14 protein-coding genes are annotated in these 18,702 nt (G+C 70.9%); 5 read left to right on the top strand and 9 right to left on the bottom strand.

Annotated elements, in window-relative coordinates; translation table 11 throughout:
- A partial coding sequence (locus tag ABZ404_RS17260) for an aconitate hydratase (RefSeq protein ID WP_358990510.1) occupies positions 1-2,566 on the bottom strand: 2,566 nt, incomplete at its 3' end.
- 553 nt (positions 2,567-3,119) lie between these two features.
- Here ABZ404_RS17260 and ABZ404_RS17255 point away from each other — a divergent pair.
- The 5 genes from ABZ404_RS17255 (at position 3,120) to ABZ404_RS17235 (ending at position 9,816) form a co-directional block, all read left to right on the top strand.
- The gene (locus ABZ404_RS17255) at positions 3,120-4,646 is read left to right on the top strand and encodes a UDP-N-acetylglucosamine 1-carboxyvinyltransferase (RefSeq protein WP_358833381.1); all 1,527 of its coding nucleotides are present in this window, start codon (positions 3,120-3,122) and stop codon (positions 4,644-4,646) included.
- 199 nt (positions 4,647-4,845) lie between these two features.
- The gene (locus ABZ404_RS17250) at positions 4,846-5,616 is read left to right on the top strand and encodes a methyltransferase (RefSeq protein ID WP_358833382.1); all 771 of its coding nucleotides are present in this window, start codon (positions 4,846-4,848) and stop codon (positions 5,614-5,616) included.
- Between the two features lie 2 nt (positions 5,617-5,618).
- A complete protein-coding gene (locus tag ABZ404_RS17245; RefSeq protein ID WP_358833383.1) occupies positions 5,619-8,273 on the top strand; it encodes an SUMF1/EgtB/PvdO family nonheme iron enzyme in 2,655 nt (884 codons plus the stop codon).
- A 56-nt stretch (positions 8,274-8,329) separates the two neighbouring features.
- On the top strand, positions 8,330-8,536 hold the full coding sequence (locus ABZ404_RS17240; protein WP_358833384.1) for a hypothetical protein: 207 nt from the start codon (positions 8,330-8,332) through the stop codon (positions 8,534-8,536).
- Between the two features lie 251 nt (positions 8,537-8,787).
- A complete protein-coding gene (locus ABZ404_RS17235; RefSeq protein WP_358833385.1) occupies positions 8,788-9,816 on the top strand; it encodes a hypothetical protein in 1,029 nt (342 codons plus the stop codon).
- A 92-nt stretch (positions 9,817-9,908) separates the two neighbouring features.
- Here the strand turns inward: ABZ404_RS17235 and ABZ404_RS17230 are convergent, their stop codons facing one another.
- From ABZ404_RS17230 to ABZ404_RS17195, 8 genes are all read right to left on the bottom strand, one after another.
- The gene (locus ABZ404_RS17230; RefSeq protein WP_358833386.1) at positions 9,909-11,456 is read right to left on the bottom strand and encodes an MFS transporter; all 1,548 of its coding nucleotides are present in this window, start codon (positions 11,454-11,456) and stop codon (positions 9,909-9,911) included.
- A gap of 217 nt (positions 11,457-11,673) precedes the next feature.
- Entirely contained in the window at positions 11,674-12,384 is a 711-nt protein-coding gene (locus ABZ404_RS17225) for a GntR family transcriptional regulator (RefSeq protein ID WP_358833387.1), read from the bottom strand.
- Between the two features lie 28 nt (positions 12,385-12,412).
- Positions 12,413-13,384: an ornithine cyclodeaminase family protein gene (locus ABZ404_RS17220; protein WP_358833388.1), complete on the bottom strand. Its 972-nt coding sequence runs from the start codon at positions 13,382-13,384 to the stop codon at positions 12,413-12,415.
- Positions 13,381-14,382: a proline racemase family protein gene (locus ABZ404_RS17215; protein WP_358833389.1), complete on the bottom strand. Its 1,002-nt coding sequence runs from the start codon at positions 14,380-14,382 to the stop codon at positions 13,381-13,383. Before ABZ404_RS17215 ends, ABZ404_RS17220 begins: the two co-directional genes overlap by 4 nt.
- 2 nt (positions 14,383-14,384) lie before the next feature.
- On the bottom strand, positions 14,385-15,314 hold the full coding sequence (locus ABZ404_RS17210) for a dihydrodipicolinate synthase family protein (protein ID WP_358833390.1): 930 nt from the start codon (positions 15,312-15,314) through the stop codon (positions 14,385-14,387).
- Positions 15,315-15,470: 156 nt separating this feature from the next.
- Positions 15,471-16,937, bottom strand: coding sequence for an NAD(P)/FAD-dependent oxidoreductase (locus ABZ404_RS17205; RefSeq protein ID WP_358990507.1), 1,467 nt, complete (start codon positions 16,935-16,937; stop codon positions 15,471-15,473).
- A complete protein-coding gene (locus ABZ404_RS17200) occupies positions 16,918-17,208 on the bottom strand; it encodes a (2Fe-2S)-binding protein (protein ID WP_358831145.1) in 291 nt (96 codons plus the stop codon). Before ABZ404_RS17200 ends, ABZ404_RS17205 begins: the two co-directional genes overlap by 20 nt.
- A gap of 158 nt (positions 17,209-17,366) precedes the next feature.
- Positions 17,367-18,569 carry an FAD-binding oxidoreductase gene (locus ABZ404_RS17195; RefSeq protein ID WP_358831143.1) on the bottom strand — a complete coding sequence of 401 codons (1,203 nt, stop codon included), beginning with the start codon at positions 18,567-18,569 and terminating at the stop codon, positions 17,367-17,369.
- Between the last annotated feature and the right edge of the window lie 133 nt (positions 18,570-18,702).

Below are 18,702 nucleotides of genomic sequence, written 5' to 3'. Positions count from 1 at the left end.
CGCCCATGCCGATGAGGTTCGAGCGGTGGATGCGCTCGTAGGACTCGGCGACGACGGCCTTGACGCCGAGCAGCGCCGTGCCCTTGGCGGCCCAGTCGCGGGACGAGCCCGAGCCGTACTCCTTGCCCGCCAGGATCACCAGCGGGATGCCGGCGGCCTGGTAGTTCTGCGACGCGTCGTAGATGAAGGAGACGGGGGCGTCCGCCTGGGTGAAGTCGCGGGTGAAGCCGCCCTCGGTGCCCGGCGCGATCTGGTTGCGCAGGCGGATGTTGGCGAACGTGCCCCGGATCATGACCTCGTGGTTGCCACGGCGCGAGCCGTAGGAGTTGAAGTCGCGGCGGTTCACGCCGTGCTCCGTGAGGTACTTGCCGGCCGGAGTGTCGGCCTTGATCGCACCCGCCGGGGAGATGTGGTCGGTGGTGACCGAGTCGCCCAGCTTGGCCAGGACGCGCGCGCCCGTGATGTCGGTGACCGGGGTCGTCTCCATCTGCATGCCCTCGAAGTAAGGGGGCTTGCGGACGTAGGTGGACTGCGGGTCCCACTCGAAGGTGTTGCCGGTCGGGATCGGCAGCGACTGCCACTGGGCGTCGCCCGCGAAGACGTCCTGGTAGGACTTGTTGAACATGTCCTCGCCGATGGCGTTCGCCACGACGTCGTTGACCTCGGCCTCGGTGGGCCAGATGTCCTTGAGGAAGACCGGGTTGCCCTCGGTGTCCGTGCCGATGGCCTCGGTGGTGATGTCGACCTTCATCGAGCCCGCGATGGCGTACGCGACGACCAGCGGCGGGGACGCCAGGTAGTTCATCTTGACGTCGGGGTTGATCCGGCCCTCGAAGTTGCGGTTGCCGGAGAGCACCGAGGTGACCGCGAGGTCGTGCTCGTTGACCGCCTTCGAGATCTCCTCGTCGAGGGGGCCCGAGTTGCCGATGCAGGTGGTGCAGCCGTAGCCGACCAGGTTGAAGCCCATCTTGTCGAGGTAGGGCGTCAGACCGGCCTTGTCGAAGTAGTCGGTGACGACCTTCGAGCCCGGGGCGAGGGTGGTCTTGACCCACGGCTTGCGGGTCAGGCCCTTCTCCACGGCCTTCTTCGCGACGAGCGCCGCGGCGACCATCACGTACGGGTTCGAGGTGTTGGTGCAGGAGGTGATCGCGGCGACGGTGACGGCGCCGTGGTCGATCTCGTAGGTCGAGCCGTCGGCGGCGGTGACCGTGACCGGGTTCGACGGGACCGCGGCACCGGTGCCCTCGGCGTGCTGCGGGGCGCCCGCGCCGTTCTCCTGGCTGCCGTAGGCCGGGGCGTCGGAGGCCGGGAAGGACTCGTCGCTCGCCTCGTCCACCGGGGAGGCGGCGGTGCCGGCCTGGGTGGTGGGGACCTCGACGTAGTTGAGGATGTCCTTGGCGAACTGCTCGGCGGCGTTGGCGAGGACGATGCGGTCCTGCGGGCGCTTGGGGCCGGCGATGGAGGGGACGACCGTGGAGAGGTCGAGCTCCAGCTTCTCGGAGAAGTCGGGCTCGGCGGCCGGGTCGAGCCAGAGGCCCTGCTCCTTGGCGTACGCCTCGACGAGCGCGACCTGCTGGGCGTCGCGGCCGGTCAGACGCAGGTACTTCAGCGTCTCGTCGTCGATCGGGAAGATCGCGGCGGTGGAGCCGAACTCCGGCGACATGTTGCCGATGGTGGCGCGGTTGGCCAGCGAGGTGGCGGCGACGCCCTCGCCGTAGAACTCGACGAACTTGCCGACGACGCCGTGCTTGCGCAGCATCTCGGTGATCGTGAGGACCAGGTCGGTGGCAGTGGTGCCCGGGTTCAGCTCACCGGTCAGCTTGAAGCCGACGACGCGCGGGATGAGCATCGAGACCGGCTGGCCGAGCATCGCGGCCTCGGCCTCGATGCCGCCGACGCCCCAGCCCAGCACACCGAGGCCGTTGACCATGGTGGTGTGCGAGTCGGTGCCGACGAGGGTGTCGGGGTACGCCTGGCCGCCCCGGACCATGACGGTGCGGGCCAGGTGCTCGATGTTGACCTGGTGGACGATGCCGGTGCCCGGGGGGACGACCTTGAACTCGTCGAAGGCGGTCTGGCCCCAGCGCAGGAACTGGTAGCGCTCCTTGTTGCGGCCGTACTCCAGCTCGACGTTCTGCGCGAAGGAGTCCTTCGTACCGAACTTGTCGGCGATGACCGAGTGGTCGATGACCAGCTCGGCCGGGGCCAGCGGGTTGATCTTCGCCGGGTCGCCGCCGAGCTCCTTGACGGCCTCACGCATGGTGGCGAGGTCGACGACACAGGGCACGCCGGTGAAGTCCTGCATGATCACGCGGGCCGGCGTGAACTGGATCTCCTGGCTGGGCTGCGCCTGGGAGTCCCAGCCGCCGAGCGCCCGGATGTGGTCGGCGGTGATGTTCGCGCCGTCCTCGGTACGGAGCAGGTTCTCCAGCAGCACCTTCAGGCTGTAAGGGAGGCGCGCGGAGCCCTCGACCTTGTCCAGCCGGAAGATCTCGTACGACTCGTCGCCCACCTGCAGCGTGCTGCGGGCGTCGAAGCTGTTCGCCGACACGACAGTCTCCTTCATATATGTGCGCGTTCCACCGCATCCTGCCGCCACGCGGGATAGCCAGTCCGCTAAGGTAAGGCTAAGTTAGGTCACCCTTACCGCCCTGGGGCGATACGTACGGCCGCGGTGCGCCTCGGCAGATATCTCGATGTCGAGATAACTCTAGTACATGGGCGCCCGCTGGTCATGCGTGGGCACGCGCTCCGGCATGCCCCGGGGGCCCGGGGCTCGCCTCGCGCACGGCACGACACGCCGGTCACGTGGCCGATGGTGACAGCAGGCCGTCACCGTCGGCCGCCATCGCGACGAACATCACGTACGGACAGACGGCGCAGAGCGGGACGAGTGCGGCGAAGTCGCGCGCGTTCGCCGACATGGGCCGGGCGGACGGGGGCACCGGCACCCGGGTGGAGTCGGACGCGCGCCCTCCGGTTGCCGGGCGGCGGCCGTCGCCGCAGCATCGGAACTGACGGTGTTTCACTCGGAGTGCGCACACGGTCTTCACTCCAGCCCCACCCGGACGGCGCACCCCAACAGCACTCTCATCTCATATGTGAGATAACCTGTCGCCATGTCAGACGACTACCTCGTACGCATCGGCAAGCTCATCCGTGACGCCCGTCAGCATCGGGGCTGGACACAGACGCAGTTGGCCGAGGCTCTGGGCACGAGCCAGAGCGCCGTGAACCGTATCGAGCGCGGCAACCAGAACATCAGTCTTGAGATGATCGCCCGCATCGGTGAAGCACTCGACAGCGAGATCGTCTCGCTCGGCTACGCCGGGCCCATGCATCTGCGGGTCGTCGGCCGACGCCGGCTCTCCGGCTCCATCGACGTCAAGACCAGCAAGAACGCCTGTGTGGCGCTGCTCTGCGGCTCGCTCCTCAACAAGGGCCGTACGGTCCTGCGCCGGGTCGCGCGTATCGAGGAGGTCTTCCGGCTCCTGGAGGTCCTCAACTCCATCGGCGTGCGCACCCGCTGGATCAACGACGGCGTCGACCTGGAGATCGTGCCCCCGGCCGACCTCGACATGGACGGCATGGACGCGGAGGCCGCCCGCCGGACCCGGTCCATCATCATGTTCCTCGGCCCGCTGCTGCACCGCATGGACCACTTCCGGCTGCCGTACGCGGGCGGCTGCGACCTCGGTACGCGCACCATCGAGCCGCACATGATCGCCCTGCGCCGCTTCGGCCTGGACATCACCGCCACCGAGGGCATCTACCACGCCGAGGTCACGCGGACCGCCCCGGACCGCCCGATCGTCCTGACCGAGCGCGGCGACACGGTGACCGAGAACGCGCTGCTGGCCGCCGCCCGCCACGACGGCGTCACCGTCATCCGCAACGCCTCCTCCAACTACATGGTCCAGGACCTCTGCTTCTTCCTGGAGGCCCTGGGCGTACGGGTCGACGGCGTCGGCACCACCACGCTCACCGTGCACGGCGTGCCGAACATCGACGTCGACGTGGACTACTCGCCCTCCGAGGACCCGGTCGAGGCGATGAGCCTGCTCGCCGCCGCCGTGGTCACCGAGTCGGAGCTGACGATCCGTCGGGTGCCGATCGAGTTCCTGGAGATCGAGCTCGCGGTCCTGGAGGAGATGGGTCTGGACCACGACCGCTCCGCGGAGTACGCCGCCGACAACGGCCGCACCCGGCTGATCGACCTCACGGTCCGCCCCTCCAAGCTGGAGGCGCCGATCGACAAGATCCACCCGATGCCGTTCCCCGGGCTCAACATCGACAACGTGCCGTTCTTCGCGGCGATCGCGGCGGTGGCCCAGGGCCAGACCCTCATCCACGACTGGGTCTACGACAACCGCGCGATCTACCTCACGGACCTCAACCGCCTCGGGGGCCGCCTCCAGCTGCTCGACCCGCACCGGGTACTGGTCGAGGGCCCGACCCGGTGGCGCGCGGCGGAGATGATGTGCCCGCCGGCCCTGCGCCCGGCGGTGGTGGTCCTGCTCGCGATGATGGCGGCCGAGGGCACGTCCGTGCTGCGCAACGTGTACGTCATCAACCGCGGCTACGAGGATCTGGCGGAGCGGCTGAACTCGGTGGGGGCACAGATCGAGATCTTCCGGGACATCTGACGCGCCTGAAAGAACGACGTCACGCCGTCTCCCAAGACCTACTCGCCCCAGGTCGGGAGGCGGTCTGACGGTCCGCCTCCCTTGGCCGTGCGCCTCTCGCGACCCGTCCGATTACCCCCTGTTGCCGCTTTCGCCCCCGCGATAGCCTGCCGGAATCCGGCACGGCACACGGGTTTCTGGACGGGACGCGAGGGGGATCGTGGAGCGGCGCGACGTGCGGGGCCACTACGAGGAGCTGGCAGCCGAGTACGACGAGCTCTGGGTCTACGGACCGGACTACGTACCCTGGATGTCCCGGCAGATCGCCGAAGCGCTAGAGCTGCGCCCCGTGGACCGCATCGGTGACATTGGTTCGGGTACAGGCTTGTTCGCCAGGGAAGTGGCCAAGCAGGTCAAGCCAAGCCGTCCCATTCTGTGTGTCGATCCGTCCGAGGCGATGCTCCGTCGACTCGGTAGCCCGCCGCCACTGGACCTCAAGCCGATCGTCGCTTCCGCGGAGGACTTGGCCGAAGGGCGCACCAGCCTGCCGTACGGGGAACTCGACGCCCTGTGGTTGAAGGAATCGGTGCACCATGTGGCCGACCCCGCGCACACGCTCGGAGGCTTGGCCGACCGGCTGGCCCCTGCTGGCCGGATGTTGGTGGTGATGCTTCCGGCCACCATCCAGTATCCGCTGTTCGGTGCGGCTCTCAGGCGCTTTGAGGAGATGCAGCCCGACCCGAGAACCATCGAGGAACACCTGCGCTCGGCCGGGTTGGATGCGTCACTCGCCCACGTGGAGCATGAGCTGCGCATCGACCGGGACAAGTACCTCGGCATGGTCCGCGCCCGCTACATGTCGCTGCTCTCCACGTTCACGGACGACGAGATCGAGAAAGGCATCGACGAGATACGGGCTGCTCACCCCGAGCCAGTCCTGGTCTTTCCCGACCGGTTCGCATTCATCCTGGGCAAGCGCGGAGGCGGGTGAGCATGAGCACGCTTGTCGACGAACGGCTGCGGCGGCTGCGCAGGGAGCTGGACGATCATTCACGGATCGCCGATCGATTAGGGCTGGACCTCGAAAGGCCGCTGCGGTCCCTCAACGACGGTTATCCCGAGAACGCGGTCGCGCTGGTAGGAAAGCTGACTGAGAAGCTACTCAAGGAGCTGTGGCGTCACCACGACGTCGAGGGTGATCCCTCAACCAAGGCCCTCAACGACCTCGTCAAGCGCTGCCGACCGTACATTCGCAGCAGCACCGTCGTGGACGCGCTCGACGACATCCGGCGGCTTCGCAACCGGTCGACGCACGACGGCTACGACATCAGCGACGAGGACGGGTTGCTGGCGGTCCGCAGGCTCGTCGACGTACTCGTGTGGTTCACCGAGACAGGAAGCGCGGCGCTGCTCGGTGGCGAGCCGGACATGGCGCCTGAGGTGGCCCGCCGGTGCGAGTTCCTGGCTGGGCTGTACATCACCCTGGGCTACCGCCAGGCCAAGCGGTTCGTCCTCAGTCCCGACACGGTGTACCAGCTGTTCTGCCGGGAAACAGGAATGCGCCTGGAGTACGTGGAGCTGATGCTCTCCAAGAAGGCCGATGACCTGGGTACTGTCCTGGCCTCCAGCGGCGGCCAGTTGCTCCGGACCCGGCTGCCCAAACTCACCAGGTTCGTCATCCTGGACGATGTGGGTGACGACGCGACGAGCGGGCCGCTCCACCAGATGCTCGGTATGGACTTCCGGATCGTGCGCTACGAGGGCTTCGTCGACACCATCGTCAACCTTGAGACGCATCTCGCCGGCCTCCTCTCTCCTGAACCGGCCGAAGCGCGCACCGCTGTGGCCGCGGCTGTCATGTCCACCGATCGGCACACTGGTGAAGCATGTGTGGAGCGGATCGAGGACGCGGCCGGGCTGCTGGCCCGCTTGGCGCAGGGCAGTGCGAACGTCCTGGTCACAGGTCGTCCGGGAAGCGGTAAGAGCACCCTTCTACGGGCCCTCGCCGTGAGCCGGGACCTACGTCGTTTCCGCTTCTATTTCGACCTGGGCCTCAAACCGAAGGACGAGCCATTCTCCGCATACGCGTCCAGATTGCTCGCACCGGCCATGGCGGCGGACCGATCGCGCGCCTATGAACTCTTTCTCTTCCTGATCCGTTCCGGCTCCGCGCTGTGCGTGCTGGACGCGGTCGACGAAGGCGTCGAGGAACCGAGCCCAGCCGGCTTCCTGCGCCTCTTCACCGACCTCGCCGCCGTCCTGTCCGCAGAGTCGGCCGTGGTCATGAGTTCACGGGTGTCCTTCCTCGCCGACTCACCCCCGGTACGCCAATTGCTGGACAGCGGCGCCGGCCGCTCTGAGCAACTGGTCGAGCAGATGTATGCGAACGGCCTCGAACCCACCCGGATTCCGCACTTCCATGTGGTGCGCCTGGCCGACCCAGGGGCAACCCCCCTGGAAAGGCGGCTCAGCGCCGCACTGGCCATGCCGTCGGGGCAGCCGCTCGCGAACATCCTCGGGACCCACATCACCCGGACATTGGCGGAGAAGGGCCGACCTGATCTGGAAGCTCGGCTTCCGGCCGCGTTGGGACACGCGTTTCTCGCCCACCGAACCGTCTTCTCCCTTCTCGACCTTCACCGACTCCTGGGTGCCGACGCCTTCACCGAAGGAGACCTCAGCTTCGACGCATGCGTCCTCGCGCCGCTGTTGCGACCCGCCGGTCCGGATCACGTCGCCTTCGCGCACACCGCGTACCAGGAACTGCTGGCCGCCCGGTACCTCGCTGAGTCCCAACGCGACCCGGCCGCAGGAATCACTGGCGACGCCTTTCTCACCGAGCAAGTACGTGCTTTCCTCGCCGGCACGCCTTCCCCTGTCGCAACGGACGACTGCGTGCTGCCCGTGGGCACGTATGTGGTCGGCCCGGCCGAGCGGCTACTCCTCCGCCGGATTACCCGCCCGGTCCTCTTCGACCGGCACGCCGTGACCGTCGCCCGCTATCGCCGCTTTCTGGACCTCCTCGGTACGGATGGCACCTCTCCTTGGGACCATCCCGAACAGCCGGCACATGTCACGCACCACCCCTGGACCGATCGGCTGAAGCGACCCGACTACTACATCAATCCGCGTTACAACCCCTACCCTGCCATCTGCGTCAACTGGTGGAGTGCTTACGCGTTCGCCGCCTTCGAGGGCAAGCGTCTGCCGACCTCCCTCGAATGGGAGGCCGCCGCCCGAGGAACGGACGGCCGGCTGTTTCCATGGGGAGACGATCCTGACGAACAGGCCGTCAATTGCGCCGACTCCTGGGTGGGCCGACCAGTAGTGACATACCAGGCGTGGTACCAGGACTTCGCGGACGACGCCGTGAGTCGCGCAGGAGTGACACCGGACGGCGAGCGTGTCCACAACACCTCACCGTTCGGCCTGCGGGACATGGCCGGCAATTGCTGGGAGTGGACCTCCACCAGCCTCAACGACTCCGGCGAGGCCGTCATCTGCGGTGGCAGTTACGACAACCCGCTACGAGCGGTCCAGACCAGCTCCAAGGGCGTCTATCGCAAGCGCGGCGGAAGCAACGCGGTGGGTTTCCGGTGTGTGCAAGACATCGCCGCCAGTCCGGAATCCAGGGGGCCGACGCTATGACCGGCGTGGAGCCGCACCATGGAACCATCGTCGATCGCCGCCCCAACGGAGGAGGCTTGAGCGGGTCCTCCGGGCTGTACATCGTGCGGGACGACGAGGACGAGCGCTACTACACCTTCGACTACCGCCAAATCGTGACGGAGGGCTTCCGGACCGTCCGCACCGGCGAACGCGTTCGCTTCCACGTGCGCGCCGACAGCCCGGACCGAGCGGAGTTCGTCATCCGCCTCGGCCAGCCCGATCCCGCGGAGTACTACCTATGACCGAGGGCACTCCGCCACTGGACGACGTCACGGGAACGCGCCAGGAATTGACGGTAGTCCTGCCAGTACGTCTACTTCGCCCGCCAACCTGGAGCGAGGGCCCCTTTCCGTTCGAGTTGGGCACCCGCCGCACTGATACCGCCACCCGTTCCACCTATTTCGCCCCCGCCTCCGCGCGGGCCCTCTACGGAGCACCCGGTCGTCCCCGTCGCTGGCACCTGACGATGGACGTCAAACAGGACGGTCTCCACTTGCTCGCTCTGGAGATCCTGCGGGCCGCGACCGCCCGCAGACCCGGACATGCCTTCGCTGTCATGCACTTCAGTGTGGAACGGCCTCTGCTGCCCGTTCTGCGGGCGCTGGCCGAACGACGGCACACTTCGCCGCTGGACAGTCCGCTGACGCCGCCCTTCGACCCGGCCGGCCTGCTCGCCGGCATCGCTGACGCGCGCGACCCGAGGGCACCCGTAGCCACTTCCCGACCGTACTCGATCGCTTTCCTCACCCCGGCCGCCCAGCATGCTCCCGCCCTCCGCCAAGGCGCGGAAGGAACGCTGCCGGCGACGGCGGACCGATGGCTGTGGCAGCTGGCGTCACGCTCGACGCCGGACGACTTCCCCCTGCCGCCGGAGAGCGTCGACGAACAGCTCAAGGACGTCCTGCGGATCTCGGGTGACTGGAGCGCCCTGGTACTGCGCCAGGGAGCCGCCTTCCTCGGGCACCGTCCTGACAGCGGCGCAGGCGACTTCTACGAGTTCGGCGCGTTGCATTCCCGTACCGTCTACCTCGACACCCTGCTCCTCGGTGCCCTCCAGCGGGACCACATCGACGAGCTCACTGACGAGCTCTCCGAGGTGTTCACCTCCTCACGGCTGGCTCGCCACGTTGCCACACTGGAGCGGAACATCGCAGTATTCCGCAGCACGTACTGGCGCCAGCATCTCACCGCGCACGGCGCCGCCAACGACCTGTTGCTGGCGTTCCAGAACCAGCACCGACTCCCTGCGCGCTTCCACGAAATCCTCTCCGAGGCCGCCGACTACAGCAGGCTCGTGCAGAACCAGGAGAGTCAGCAGATCAGTGGTGCCCTCGGTGTGCTCACGATTCTCGGCCTCCCCGTCGGCACCGCCCTGGGTGTACTACAAGTCCTCGACGACCACTCCGTGACCCACCTACTGCTCGCCGTGGGCCTGTCCATCGTGGCCACCGCGGCAGCCCTCACCACGCGGTACGGGCGACTGGTCCTGTCATCACTGCGGGGCGGCGTGGTCAACCGGTAGGTTTCCGCTCTGGCCGAGGGATGGCAGGTCACTTGGCTGATCCCGCCAGCCTCCGAATCCCCGGTCCCTGAGAGCGTCCCCGCCGGGCGGCCTCAGGGACCGGGGGTCGTTCCGCCCTGGAGGCGTTCCAGGTCCGCGGGGCGGACCTGGATGGCCAGCAGGGCGATCACCGCCGCCACGATCGCGAAGACCGCGGCCACGATGAAGGCGGTGGAGACCCCGGAGGTGAGCACCTGGTCGCTCCAGGGGCGCGGGAGCTCTCCGGTGCGCCGGAACGTCAGCCGCTCGGCCGGGCTCGCCTGGCGCAGGAACTTCGCCACCTGGCCGTCCGCCTCGTCGCGGCTCGCCGTACCGAAGACGGTGACCAGGATCGACAGGCCGAGCGAGCCGCCCACCTGCTGGGTGGCGTTGAGCATGCCGGAGGCGGCGCCCGTCTCGTGCACGGGCACGCCCGAGACGGCCATCAGCGTCAGCGAGACGAAGTTCAGGCCCATGCCGAGGCTGAAGACGAGCATCGGGCCCAGGATGCTGCCCGCGTACGTGGAGTGGATGTCGGTGAGCGTCAGCCAGGACAGGCCCGCCGCGGCCAGCACCGAACCCGTCACCATGAACGGCTTGGGCCCGTACTTCGGCAGCAGTTGCGAGGCGATGCCCGCGCCCACCGCGATGACGACGCTGACCGGCAGGAAGGCGAGCCCGGCCTTGAGGGGGCTGAAGTCCAGCACGTCCTGGACGAACAGGGTGAGGAAGAAGAACATGCCGAAGATCGCGGCGGCGAGACTCAGCATGATGCCGTAGGTGCCCGCCCGGTTGCGGTCGGCGAACATGTGCAGCGGGGTGATGGGCCGCTCCGAGCGCCGCTCCACCAGGACGAACGCGACGAGCAGCAGCACGGCGGCGCCGAAGGACCCCAGGGTGTACGGGTCGCGCCAGCCCTCCTGGGCGGCCCGGATGAAGCCGTAGACCAGCGCGGTCATCCCGAGGGTGGAGGTGAGCGCGCCCAGGAGGTCGAAGTGGCCGGGGTGGCGGTCGGACTCCTTGATGTGGCGGGGCGTGGCGAGCACGATGAGCGCCGCGATCGGCACGTTGACGAAGAACACCCAGCGCCAGTCGAGCCATTCGACGAGCATGCCGCCCGCGAGCAGGCCGATCGCGCCGCCGCCCGCGGAGACCGCGGCGAAGACGCCGAACGCCCGGTTGCGCGCGGGTCCTTCGGTGAAGGTGGTGGTGATCAGGGCGAGCGCGGTCGGTGAGGCGATGGCTCCGCCGACGCCCTGGAAGGCGCGCGCGGCCAGCAACTGGCCGGAGTTCTGGGCGAGTCCGCCCAGCAGTGAGGCGATGGCGAAGAGTACGACGCCGAAGAGGAAGACGCGGCGCCTGCCGAGGATGTCGCCGGTCCGGCCGCCGAGCAGCAGCAGGCCGCCGAAGGTGAGGGTGTAGGCGCTGACCACCCAGGCCAGGCCGGTCGTGGAGAAGCCCAGGGCGCTCTGGATGTGCGGGAGGGCGATGTTCACGATGGTGATGTCCAGCACGACCATCAACTGGCAGGAGGCGATGACCAGGAGCGCGATCCCGTTGCCGCCGCCCGTGCGGCCGGGGGCGGCGGTGTCGGTCGTGGGTGCCGGCTGTGGACTCGTCATGGCAGGCCTTGCCCTCGGGTGAGGGACCCCTCGCTGAGGGGAAGTGGACGGTCCCGTCCACTTTTCGACCGTAAACCGGGCCCGGGGCCGTCACCAGTCGATCAAGGCGCGCGCCCGGTCCGGGCTTCGCGGGTCAAGGCCCGGCGCGGACGCGGGCCTTCACCGCCGCGAAGCCGTTTCCGTACGGCGTCACCAGGCGCTCGTCACCGTCCGGGCGTCAGCGGTTGCCCAGCGTGCGCTTGGGGCGCGGCTCCACCGGCTCGTCGCGCGCCTGCGCCCAGAGCGAGCGGACGTGGCCGAGGTGGCGGGCCATGCACTCCTCGGCGCCGCTGTCGTCGCCCGCCACCATCAGGTCCAGGAGTTCCAGGTGCTCCTCGGCGGAGGAGATGAGCTGGCCGCGCTCGTCGAGCCGGGTCAGTCCGTAGAGGCGGGAGCGCTTGCGCAGGTCGCCGACGGTCTCCACGAGCCGTTCGTTGCCCGCGAGGCCGAGGAGCTGGAGGTGGAAGCGGCGGTCGGCGTCGAGGTAGCCGATGAGGTTGTGCTCGCGCGCGTGGGCGACGATCTCCTCGGCGACCGGCCGCAGCGCCTCCAGTTGCTCCACGGTCGCCATCCGCGTCACCCTGCCCACGGTGGGCACTTCGATCATCGCGCGCAGTTCGGTGTACTGGTCGAGGTCGCGCTCGCTCACCTCGGTGATGCGAAAGCCCTTGTTGCGTACGGGTTCGACGAGCCCTTCGCGCGCCAGGTCCAGCATCGCCTCGCGGACCGGGGTGGCCGAGATGCCGAAGTCGGCGGCCAGTCCCGGGGCGGAGTAGATGGCGCCGGGGCGCAGTTCACCGGCGACCAGGGCGGCGCGCAGGGCGTGGGCGACCTGGTCGCGCAGCCGCTCCTGGGCCGTGATGAGATTGCGCTGCTTCAGGTCGCCCATGGCACTTCCTCCGTGAATCCGCGGAGGCTCAGCGTACAATGTCACGTTGCCCAGTCGGGTTGCCCCGTGCGCGGTGCAGCGCCGCCGCCACGGCCAGATCCTCCCAGGCCATGCCCACGCTTTTGAAGAGGCGGGGACGGTCGGACGGGACGGAGACCCGCCCGTGGACGAGGTCGGCGAGGGTCCCCGCGATCCGGCCGGGCCCGATCGCCCCCTCGGTCAGCGGGATCAGCAGGTCCCCGGCCTCGCGCAGGGCCGCCGCGCGCGACTCCACGTAGACCGCCGAGCGCCGCACCAGGGCCGTGTCGGTCTCGCGGGCGTCCGGTTCGTGCGAGCCCACGGCGACGACGGTGGCCCCGTCCGCGACGAGCCGGCCGTCGAAGAGCGGCTCGCGGGCGGTGGTGCAGCAGATGACGAGATCGGCGTCCCGGACGTCGTCCGCGGTGCCCGCGTCCGCGTCCACGCCCAGCGTGCGGGCGTACGCCACCAGCGCCGCACGCGCCTGGGGAGCGCGGGCGACCACGGTGACGGTCTTCACCTCGGCCACGGCCAGCGCCGCCCGCAGATGCCCGTACGCCTGCGGACCCGCGCCGAACAGGACCAGGCGGGCCGCGTCCGGCGCCGCCAGGTGGGCGAGGGCGACGGCGGAGACGGCCGGGGTGCGCAGGGTCGTCAGGGCCGCGCCGTCCAGGAGGGCGAGGGGCAGCAGGGTCGCGCCGTCCAGGAGCAGATAGCCACCGGTGATCCGGGGCAGGCCGTGCGCGGGGTTGGCCGGGGCCACGCCCGCGATCTTCACGCCCGCGTACGCCCCGGAGGCGGCGGGCATCAGCAGCAGTTCGCCCGCCGCGACCGGCAGGTTGACGCGTGGCGGGGCCGACTCGGGGTCGAACCCGTCGCGCAGGACGTCCGCCACCGCCTCGGCGGCGGCGGCGGGCGTGAGCAGGCGCGCGATCTCCTCGGCGCCGACCAGGGCGGGAGTGTGCGGCTGGGCGCCGGTCACAGCAGGAAGCCCGCCGGGAACGGGTCGGACGGATCCAGGAAGTACTGGGCCGTGCCGGTGATCCAGGCGCGTCCGGTCACCGTCGGGACCACCGCCGGCAGTCCGCCGACCGTGGTCTCGCCGACGAGCCGCCCGGTGAACTCCGTGCCGATGAAGGACTCGTTGACGAAGTCGCGGTGCAGGGGCAGTTCGCCGCGGGCGTGCAGCTGCGCCATCCGGGCGGAGGTGCCGGTGCCGCACGGGGAGCGGTCGAACCAGCCCGGGTGGATCGCCATCGCGTGCCGGGAGCGGACGGCGTCCGAGCCGGGCGCGGCGAGGTAGACGTGCTTGACCCCGCCGATCTCCGGGTTCCGGGGGTGCACCGGGCGGTCGGTGGCGTTGATCGCGTCCATGATGGCGAGTCCGGCGGCGAGCAGGTCGTCCTTGCGCGCCCGGTCGAAGGGCAGCCCGAGGTCGTCGAGGTGGACGAAGGCGTAGAAGTTCCCGCCGTACGCGATGTCGTAGGTGACCGTGCCGTATCCGGGTACTTCCACCTTGCGGTCGAGGCCGAGGCAGAAGGAGGGCACGTTGGTCAGGGTGACGGACTTCGCCTCGCCGTCCTCCACCCGCACGTCCACGCTCACCAGCCCGGCCGGCGTGTCGAGGCGGACCGTGGTGACCGGCTCGCTCACCTCCACCATGCCGGTCTCGACGAGCACGGTGGCCACGCCGATCGTCCCGTGACCGCACATCGGCAGCAGCCCGGACACCTCGATGTACAGGACGCCGTAGTCGGCGTCGGGGCGGGTGGCCGGCTGGAGGATCGCGCCGCTCATGGAGGCGTGGCCGCGCGGCTCGTACATCAGCAGGGTGCGCAGGTCGTCGAGGTGGTCGAGGAAGTGGAGGCGCTTCTCGGCCATGGTGGCGCCCGGGATCACCCCGACGCCGCCCGTGATGACCCGGGTGGGCATGCCCTCGGTGTGCGAGTCGACCGCGTGGTAGACGTGACGGGTGCGCATGGTCAGCGGAGTCCTTCCGCGAGGGCCTTCTCGGTGGCCGCGCGGACGGCGGCCTCCTGCTCCCCGACGAGTGCCGCGCGCGGCGGGCGGACCGGGCCGCCCGGGCGTCCGGCGATGTCCATGGACACCTTGATGGCCTGCACGAACTCGGTCTTGGAGTCCCAGCGCAGCAGCGGGTGCAGCGCCTTGTAGAGCGGCAGCGCGCTCTCCAGGTCCCCGGCGACGGCCGCGTGGTAGAGCTCGGCGCAGGAGGCGGGGAGCGCGTTGGGGTAGCCGGCGACCCAGCCGACCGCGCCCGCGAGGGCGAGTTCGAGCAGGACGTCGTCGGCGCCGATCAGCAGGTCGAGTTCGGGGGCGAGTTCGGCGATCTCGTAGGCGCGGCGCACGTCCCCGCTGAACTCCTTGACGGCGACGATGCTCCCGTCCCGGTGGAGCCGGGCCAGCAGGGCGGGGGTGAGGTCGACCTTGGTGTCGATGGGGTTGTTGTACGCGACGACCGGCAGCCCGGCGCGGGCGACCTCCGTGTAGTGGGCGCGCACGGCGGCCTCGTCGGCGCGGTAGGCGTTGGGCGGCAGCAGCAGGACCGATCCCGCGCCGGCTTCGGCGGCCTGCTCGGCCCAGCGGCGCGACTCGGCGCTGCCGTACGCGGCGACCCCCGGCATCACCCGGGCGCCGTCGCCCGCCGCCTCCACCGCGACGTCGACGACGCGGGCGCGCTCCTCGTCGGTGAGGGTCTGGTACTCGCCGAGGGAGCCGTTGGGCACGACACCGTCGCAGCCGTTGTCGATCAGCCAGCGCACATGCGCGGCATAGGCGTCGTAGTCGACGGACAGGTCCTCGCGCAGGGGCAGCGCGGTGGCGACCATGATGCCGCGCCAGGGCAGCCGGGCGGAGGAGGAGGCGGCGGACTCGGCGGTCTGGGCAGACGTCATCGGGACTCCCTAGTGTGGTGTGTGACATTTTACTGAAAGACGTACGACGGCCACAAGAGCACGCGCACGGTTCGCGCGGGGATCGCGCACGCGGAGCGTGCGGGTCGCGTCCTCGGCGTGTACGGGTCGCGTGCGTATACGGCCCGGAGGCCGCGGTCAGCCTTCGGTGGGCGGCAGTTGGGCGAGGTGGCCGAGCTCCACCGGGCAGGACAGGGGCCGCCGGTCCTCGCTCGGCCCGCCGCCCGCGAGACAGGTGACCGCCTGGCCGCACATCCGGCCCTGGCACCAGCCCATCCCGGCCCTGGTCAGCAGTTTCACGGTGCGGGCGTCCTTCGCGCCGAGCTCCGCCACCGCCTCCTTGATCCGCCCGGCCGGGACCTCCTCGCAGCGGCAGACCAGGGTCGCGTCGTCCAGCCACCCGGTCCAGCCGTCGCCGGGCCGGTGCGCGGCCGCCATCGCCCGCGCGAACCGGCGCAGCCGCGCCCGCCGCCGCACCAGCGCGGAGGTCCCGGCCGGGCGCGGGATCCCCTTGAGTTCGTACGCGATCGCCGCCGCCGCCAGTTCGCCCTCGGCGAGGGCGAGTTGAGCGCCGCCGATGCCGCCGGTCTCGCCCGCCGCCCAGATGCCGGGGACGGAGGTGCGCTGCGCGGCATCGAGCTCCAGGGCGAGGGTGCCGTCGGCCGTGGGCCGGGTGGCGCAGCCGAGTCCGGTCGCCAGCTCCAGTTGCGGGACGAGCCCGTGGCCGACCGCCAGCGCGTCGCACGGCACCCGGCGCCCGGTGCCCGGCACGGGCCGCCAGTCGCGGTCGAGCCGGGATATGGTCACGGCCTCGACGCGGTCGGTGCCGTGCGCGGCCGTCACCGCGTGCCGCGTCAGCAGCCGCACCCGGTGCCGCAGCAGCCCGCCGCCGTACAGCGCGCCCTCACCGAGCTTGCCGGGATTGCGGACGAGAGCGGGCAGTTCCGTCGCGTACAAGGTGTACGCGGACGCCTCGACCACGGCCGGAACGGCGGCGCCGGCGGCCGCGAGCGAGGCGGCGACGGCGAGCAGCAGCGGACCGCTGCCCGCCACCACGACCCGCCGGCCGGGCAGCACCAGGCCGGACTTGAGCATGGCCTGCGCACCGCCCGCGCCGACGACACCCGGCAGGGTCCAGCCGGGGAAGGGCAGTTGGCGCTCGTACGCGCCGGTGGCCAGCAGCACGGCCCGCGCCCGGACCGTGGCCGGGGCCTCCTCGCCGCCGGGGCCGCTCGCCACGGCGTGCAGCAGCCACTCCCCCGTCGCCGCGTCCCGGACGACCGTCCAGACGTGGTGGGAGGCGAGGTGGGTGACGCGCCCCGCCCGCCGGTGGGCTTCGAGCCGGGAGGCGCGCGTGGCGAACGCCTGCCAGTCGTGGTGCAGCGCCTCGGGCCGGGCGGCCCCCAGGCCGGGCGCGGGGTGCCGGTAGAACTGCCCGCCGGGCCGCTCCCCCGCGTCCAGGACCGTGACGCTCAGACCGAGGTCGGCGGCGGCGACGGCGGCCGCGAGCCCGGCGGGCCCGGCACCGACGACGGCGAGGTCGCGGGGAGTGGCCGGCGCTGACGCACCGGAAGGCTCCACCGGCTCAAAGGGTGAGGTCGGCATGGCCCGTGCCTTCCTGGGTGGTGATGACGTCGCCGGGGCGCGCCGCGACGAGGCAGGCGCGCTGGTTGGGGCGGCCGTTGACGGTCGCGAGGCAGTCGTAGCAGGCGCCGATCCCGCAGAAGGCGCCCCGCGGTTCGCCCTGGGCGCGTGTGGTGCGCCAGGAGAGGATCCCGGCGGCCCAGAGCGCGGCGGCGATGCTCTGCCCGGGCAGGGCGGTGAGCCGACGGCCGTCGAAGGTGAGGGCGAAGGCCGGGTCGGGCCGCGCCCCCACGAGGGCGGCGGGCGAGGGGGCGGTACGGCTCGGGGCGTCCCCGTCCGAGGAGGCACGCCCTGCCGGCCGGTCCGGTGCGAGGCCCCCGGTGAGTCTGCTCCACCACCGTGGACGGGACGCCCCGGTACCCCGGCCGTCCTCCCTCTCGTACGGCCTGCTCATCGGGCGCCTCCCCGCTCGTGCTCGTGCTCGCCCTCGCCCGGGTGCCGCCGCGTCTCGAACCGGTCGGGCCGGAACGGCCGCAGGTCCAGGGCGGTCCGCTCGCCCCGCAGCGCCGAGGCGATGAGCAGACCGGTGGCCGGGGCGAGGCCGATGCCGGCGCCCTCGTGTCCGCAGGCGTGCAGCAGCCCCGGCACCCGGGGGTCGGGACCGATCGCGGGCAGGTGGTCGGGCAGGTAGGGGCGGAAGCCCGCGTACGTACGGATCGCGCGGACGCCCGCGAGGACCGGGAAGAGCGCGGCGGCCTGGGCGGCGAGACGGCGCAGCGCCTCGGTGGACAGGGAGCGGTCGAAGCCCACCCGCTCACGCGTCGCGCCGATGAGGACCGGGCCCGAGGGCGTCCCCTCGACCACCGCGGAGGACTGGAGCGCGGCCGAACCGCTGGCGACGTCCGCGATGTAGTCGGCGGCGTACACCTTGTGCCGCACCAGGCGCGGCAGCGGCTCGGTGACCAGGACGAAGCCGCGCCGGGGCAGCACCGGCAGGGTGGTGCCCGCGAGGGCGGCGACCTCGCCGCCCCAGGTCCCGGCGGCGTTGACGACGGCCGGGGCCGACAGCTCGCCGTCCGGGGTGCGGACACCCCTGATGCGGCCGCCCGGCCCGGTCAGGACCTCGCGGACCTCCTGCTCCAGATGGACCTCGGCGCCGAACTGGCGTGCCGCGCGCAGCAGTTGGGCCGCCGCCTGGGCGGGCTGGACCTGGGCGTCCTGCGGGTAGTGGAAGCCGCCGGGGAGGCCGGGGGCGAGGTGGGGCTCCAGGTCGTACAGCCGGTCGGCGCCGATCTCCCGCGCCTGCACCCCGGCCTTGCGCTGCGCCTCGGCGAAGGCGCGCAGCGCCGTCAGAGCGGTCTCGTCGGGCGCCACGACGAGACCGCCCTTGGGCTCGTACTCGATCTCCGGTGGGAGGACGTGGGCGAGGTCGCGCCAGAGTCGGGTGGACAGCAGCGCGAGGTCGAGCTCGGGGCCCGCCTCCTTGTCGGAGACGAGCAGATTGCCTTCCCCCGCACCCGTGGTGCCGCCCGCGACGGGACCGCGGTCGACCACCGCGACACGGAGTCCGGCGCGCCCCGCGTAGTACGCACAGGCCGCGCCGACGACTCCGGCGCCGACGATCACAGCGTCCAGGGGGTGTCTCTTGGGCACCACAGTAATATGTCACATTCTTCTAGAGGGGCCAAGGGGCCTGAAGGGGCAGGTGATTCGGGGGCTCGGAGGTGGGAACCAGGGGCCGGAGCGGTCGGAGTCGCCCCGGCCCCTGGAGTCGGCAGCGCGCGGG

This window comes from Streptomyces sp. NPDC005878 (assembly GCF_040629815.1).
Classification (GTDB): domain Bacteria; phylum Actinomycetota; class Actinomycetes; order Streptomycetales; family Streptomycetaceae; genus Streptomyces.
The sequence above is the reverse complement of the archived record's forward strand: the minus strand, read 5'-3'. Positions and strand labels throughout refer to the sequence as shown.

Bases quoted from the DNA above. Each gene is read 5' to 3' on its own strand.
- ABZ404_RS17205 (WP_358990507.1), bottom strand. From the start codon at position 16,937: ATGCCGACCTCACCCTTTGAGCCGGTGGAGCCTTCCGGTGCGTCAGCG.
- ABZ404_RS17215 (WP_358833389.1), bottom strand. From the start codon at position 14,382: ATGCGCACCCGTCACGTCTACCACGCGGTCGACTCGCACACCGAGGGC.
- ABZ404_RS17230 (WP_358833386.1), bottom strand. From the start codon at position 11,456: ATGACGAGTCCACAGCCGGCACCCACGACCGACACCGCCGCCCCCGGC.
- ABZ404_RS17255 (WP_358833381.1), top strand. From the start codon at position 3,120: ATGTCAGACGACTACCTCGTACGCATCGGCAAGCTCATCCGTGACGCC.
- ABZ404_RS17210 (WP_358833390.1), bottom strand. From the start codon at position 15,314: ATGACGTCTGCCCAGACCGCCGAGTCCGCCGCCTCCTCCTCCGCCCGG.
- ABZ404_RS17225 (WP_358833387.1), bottom strand. From the start codon at position 12,384: ATGGGCGACCTGAAGCAGCGCAATCTCATCACGGCCCAGGAGCGGCTG.
- ABZ404_RS17245 (WP_358833383.1), top strand. From the start codon at position 5,619: ATGAGCACGCTTGTCGACGAACGGCTGCGGCGGCTGCGCAGGGAGCTG.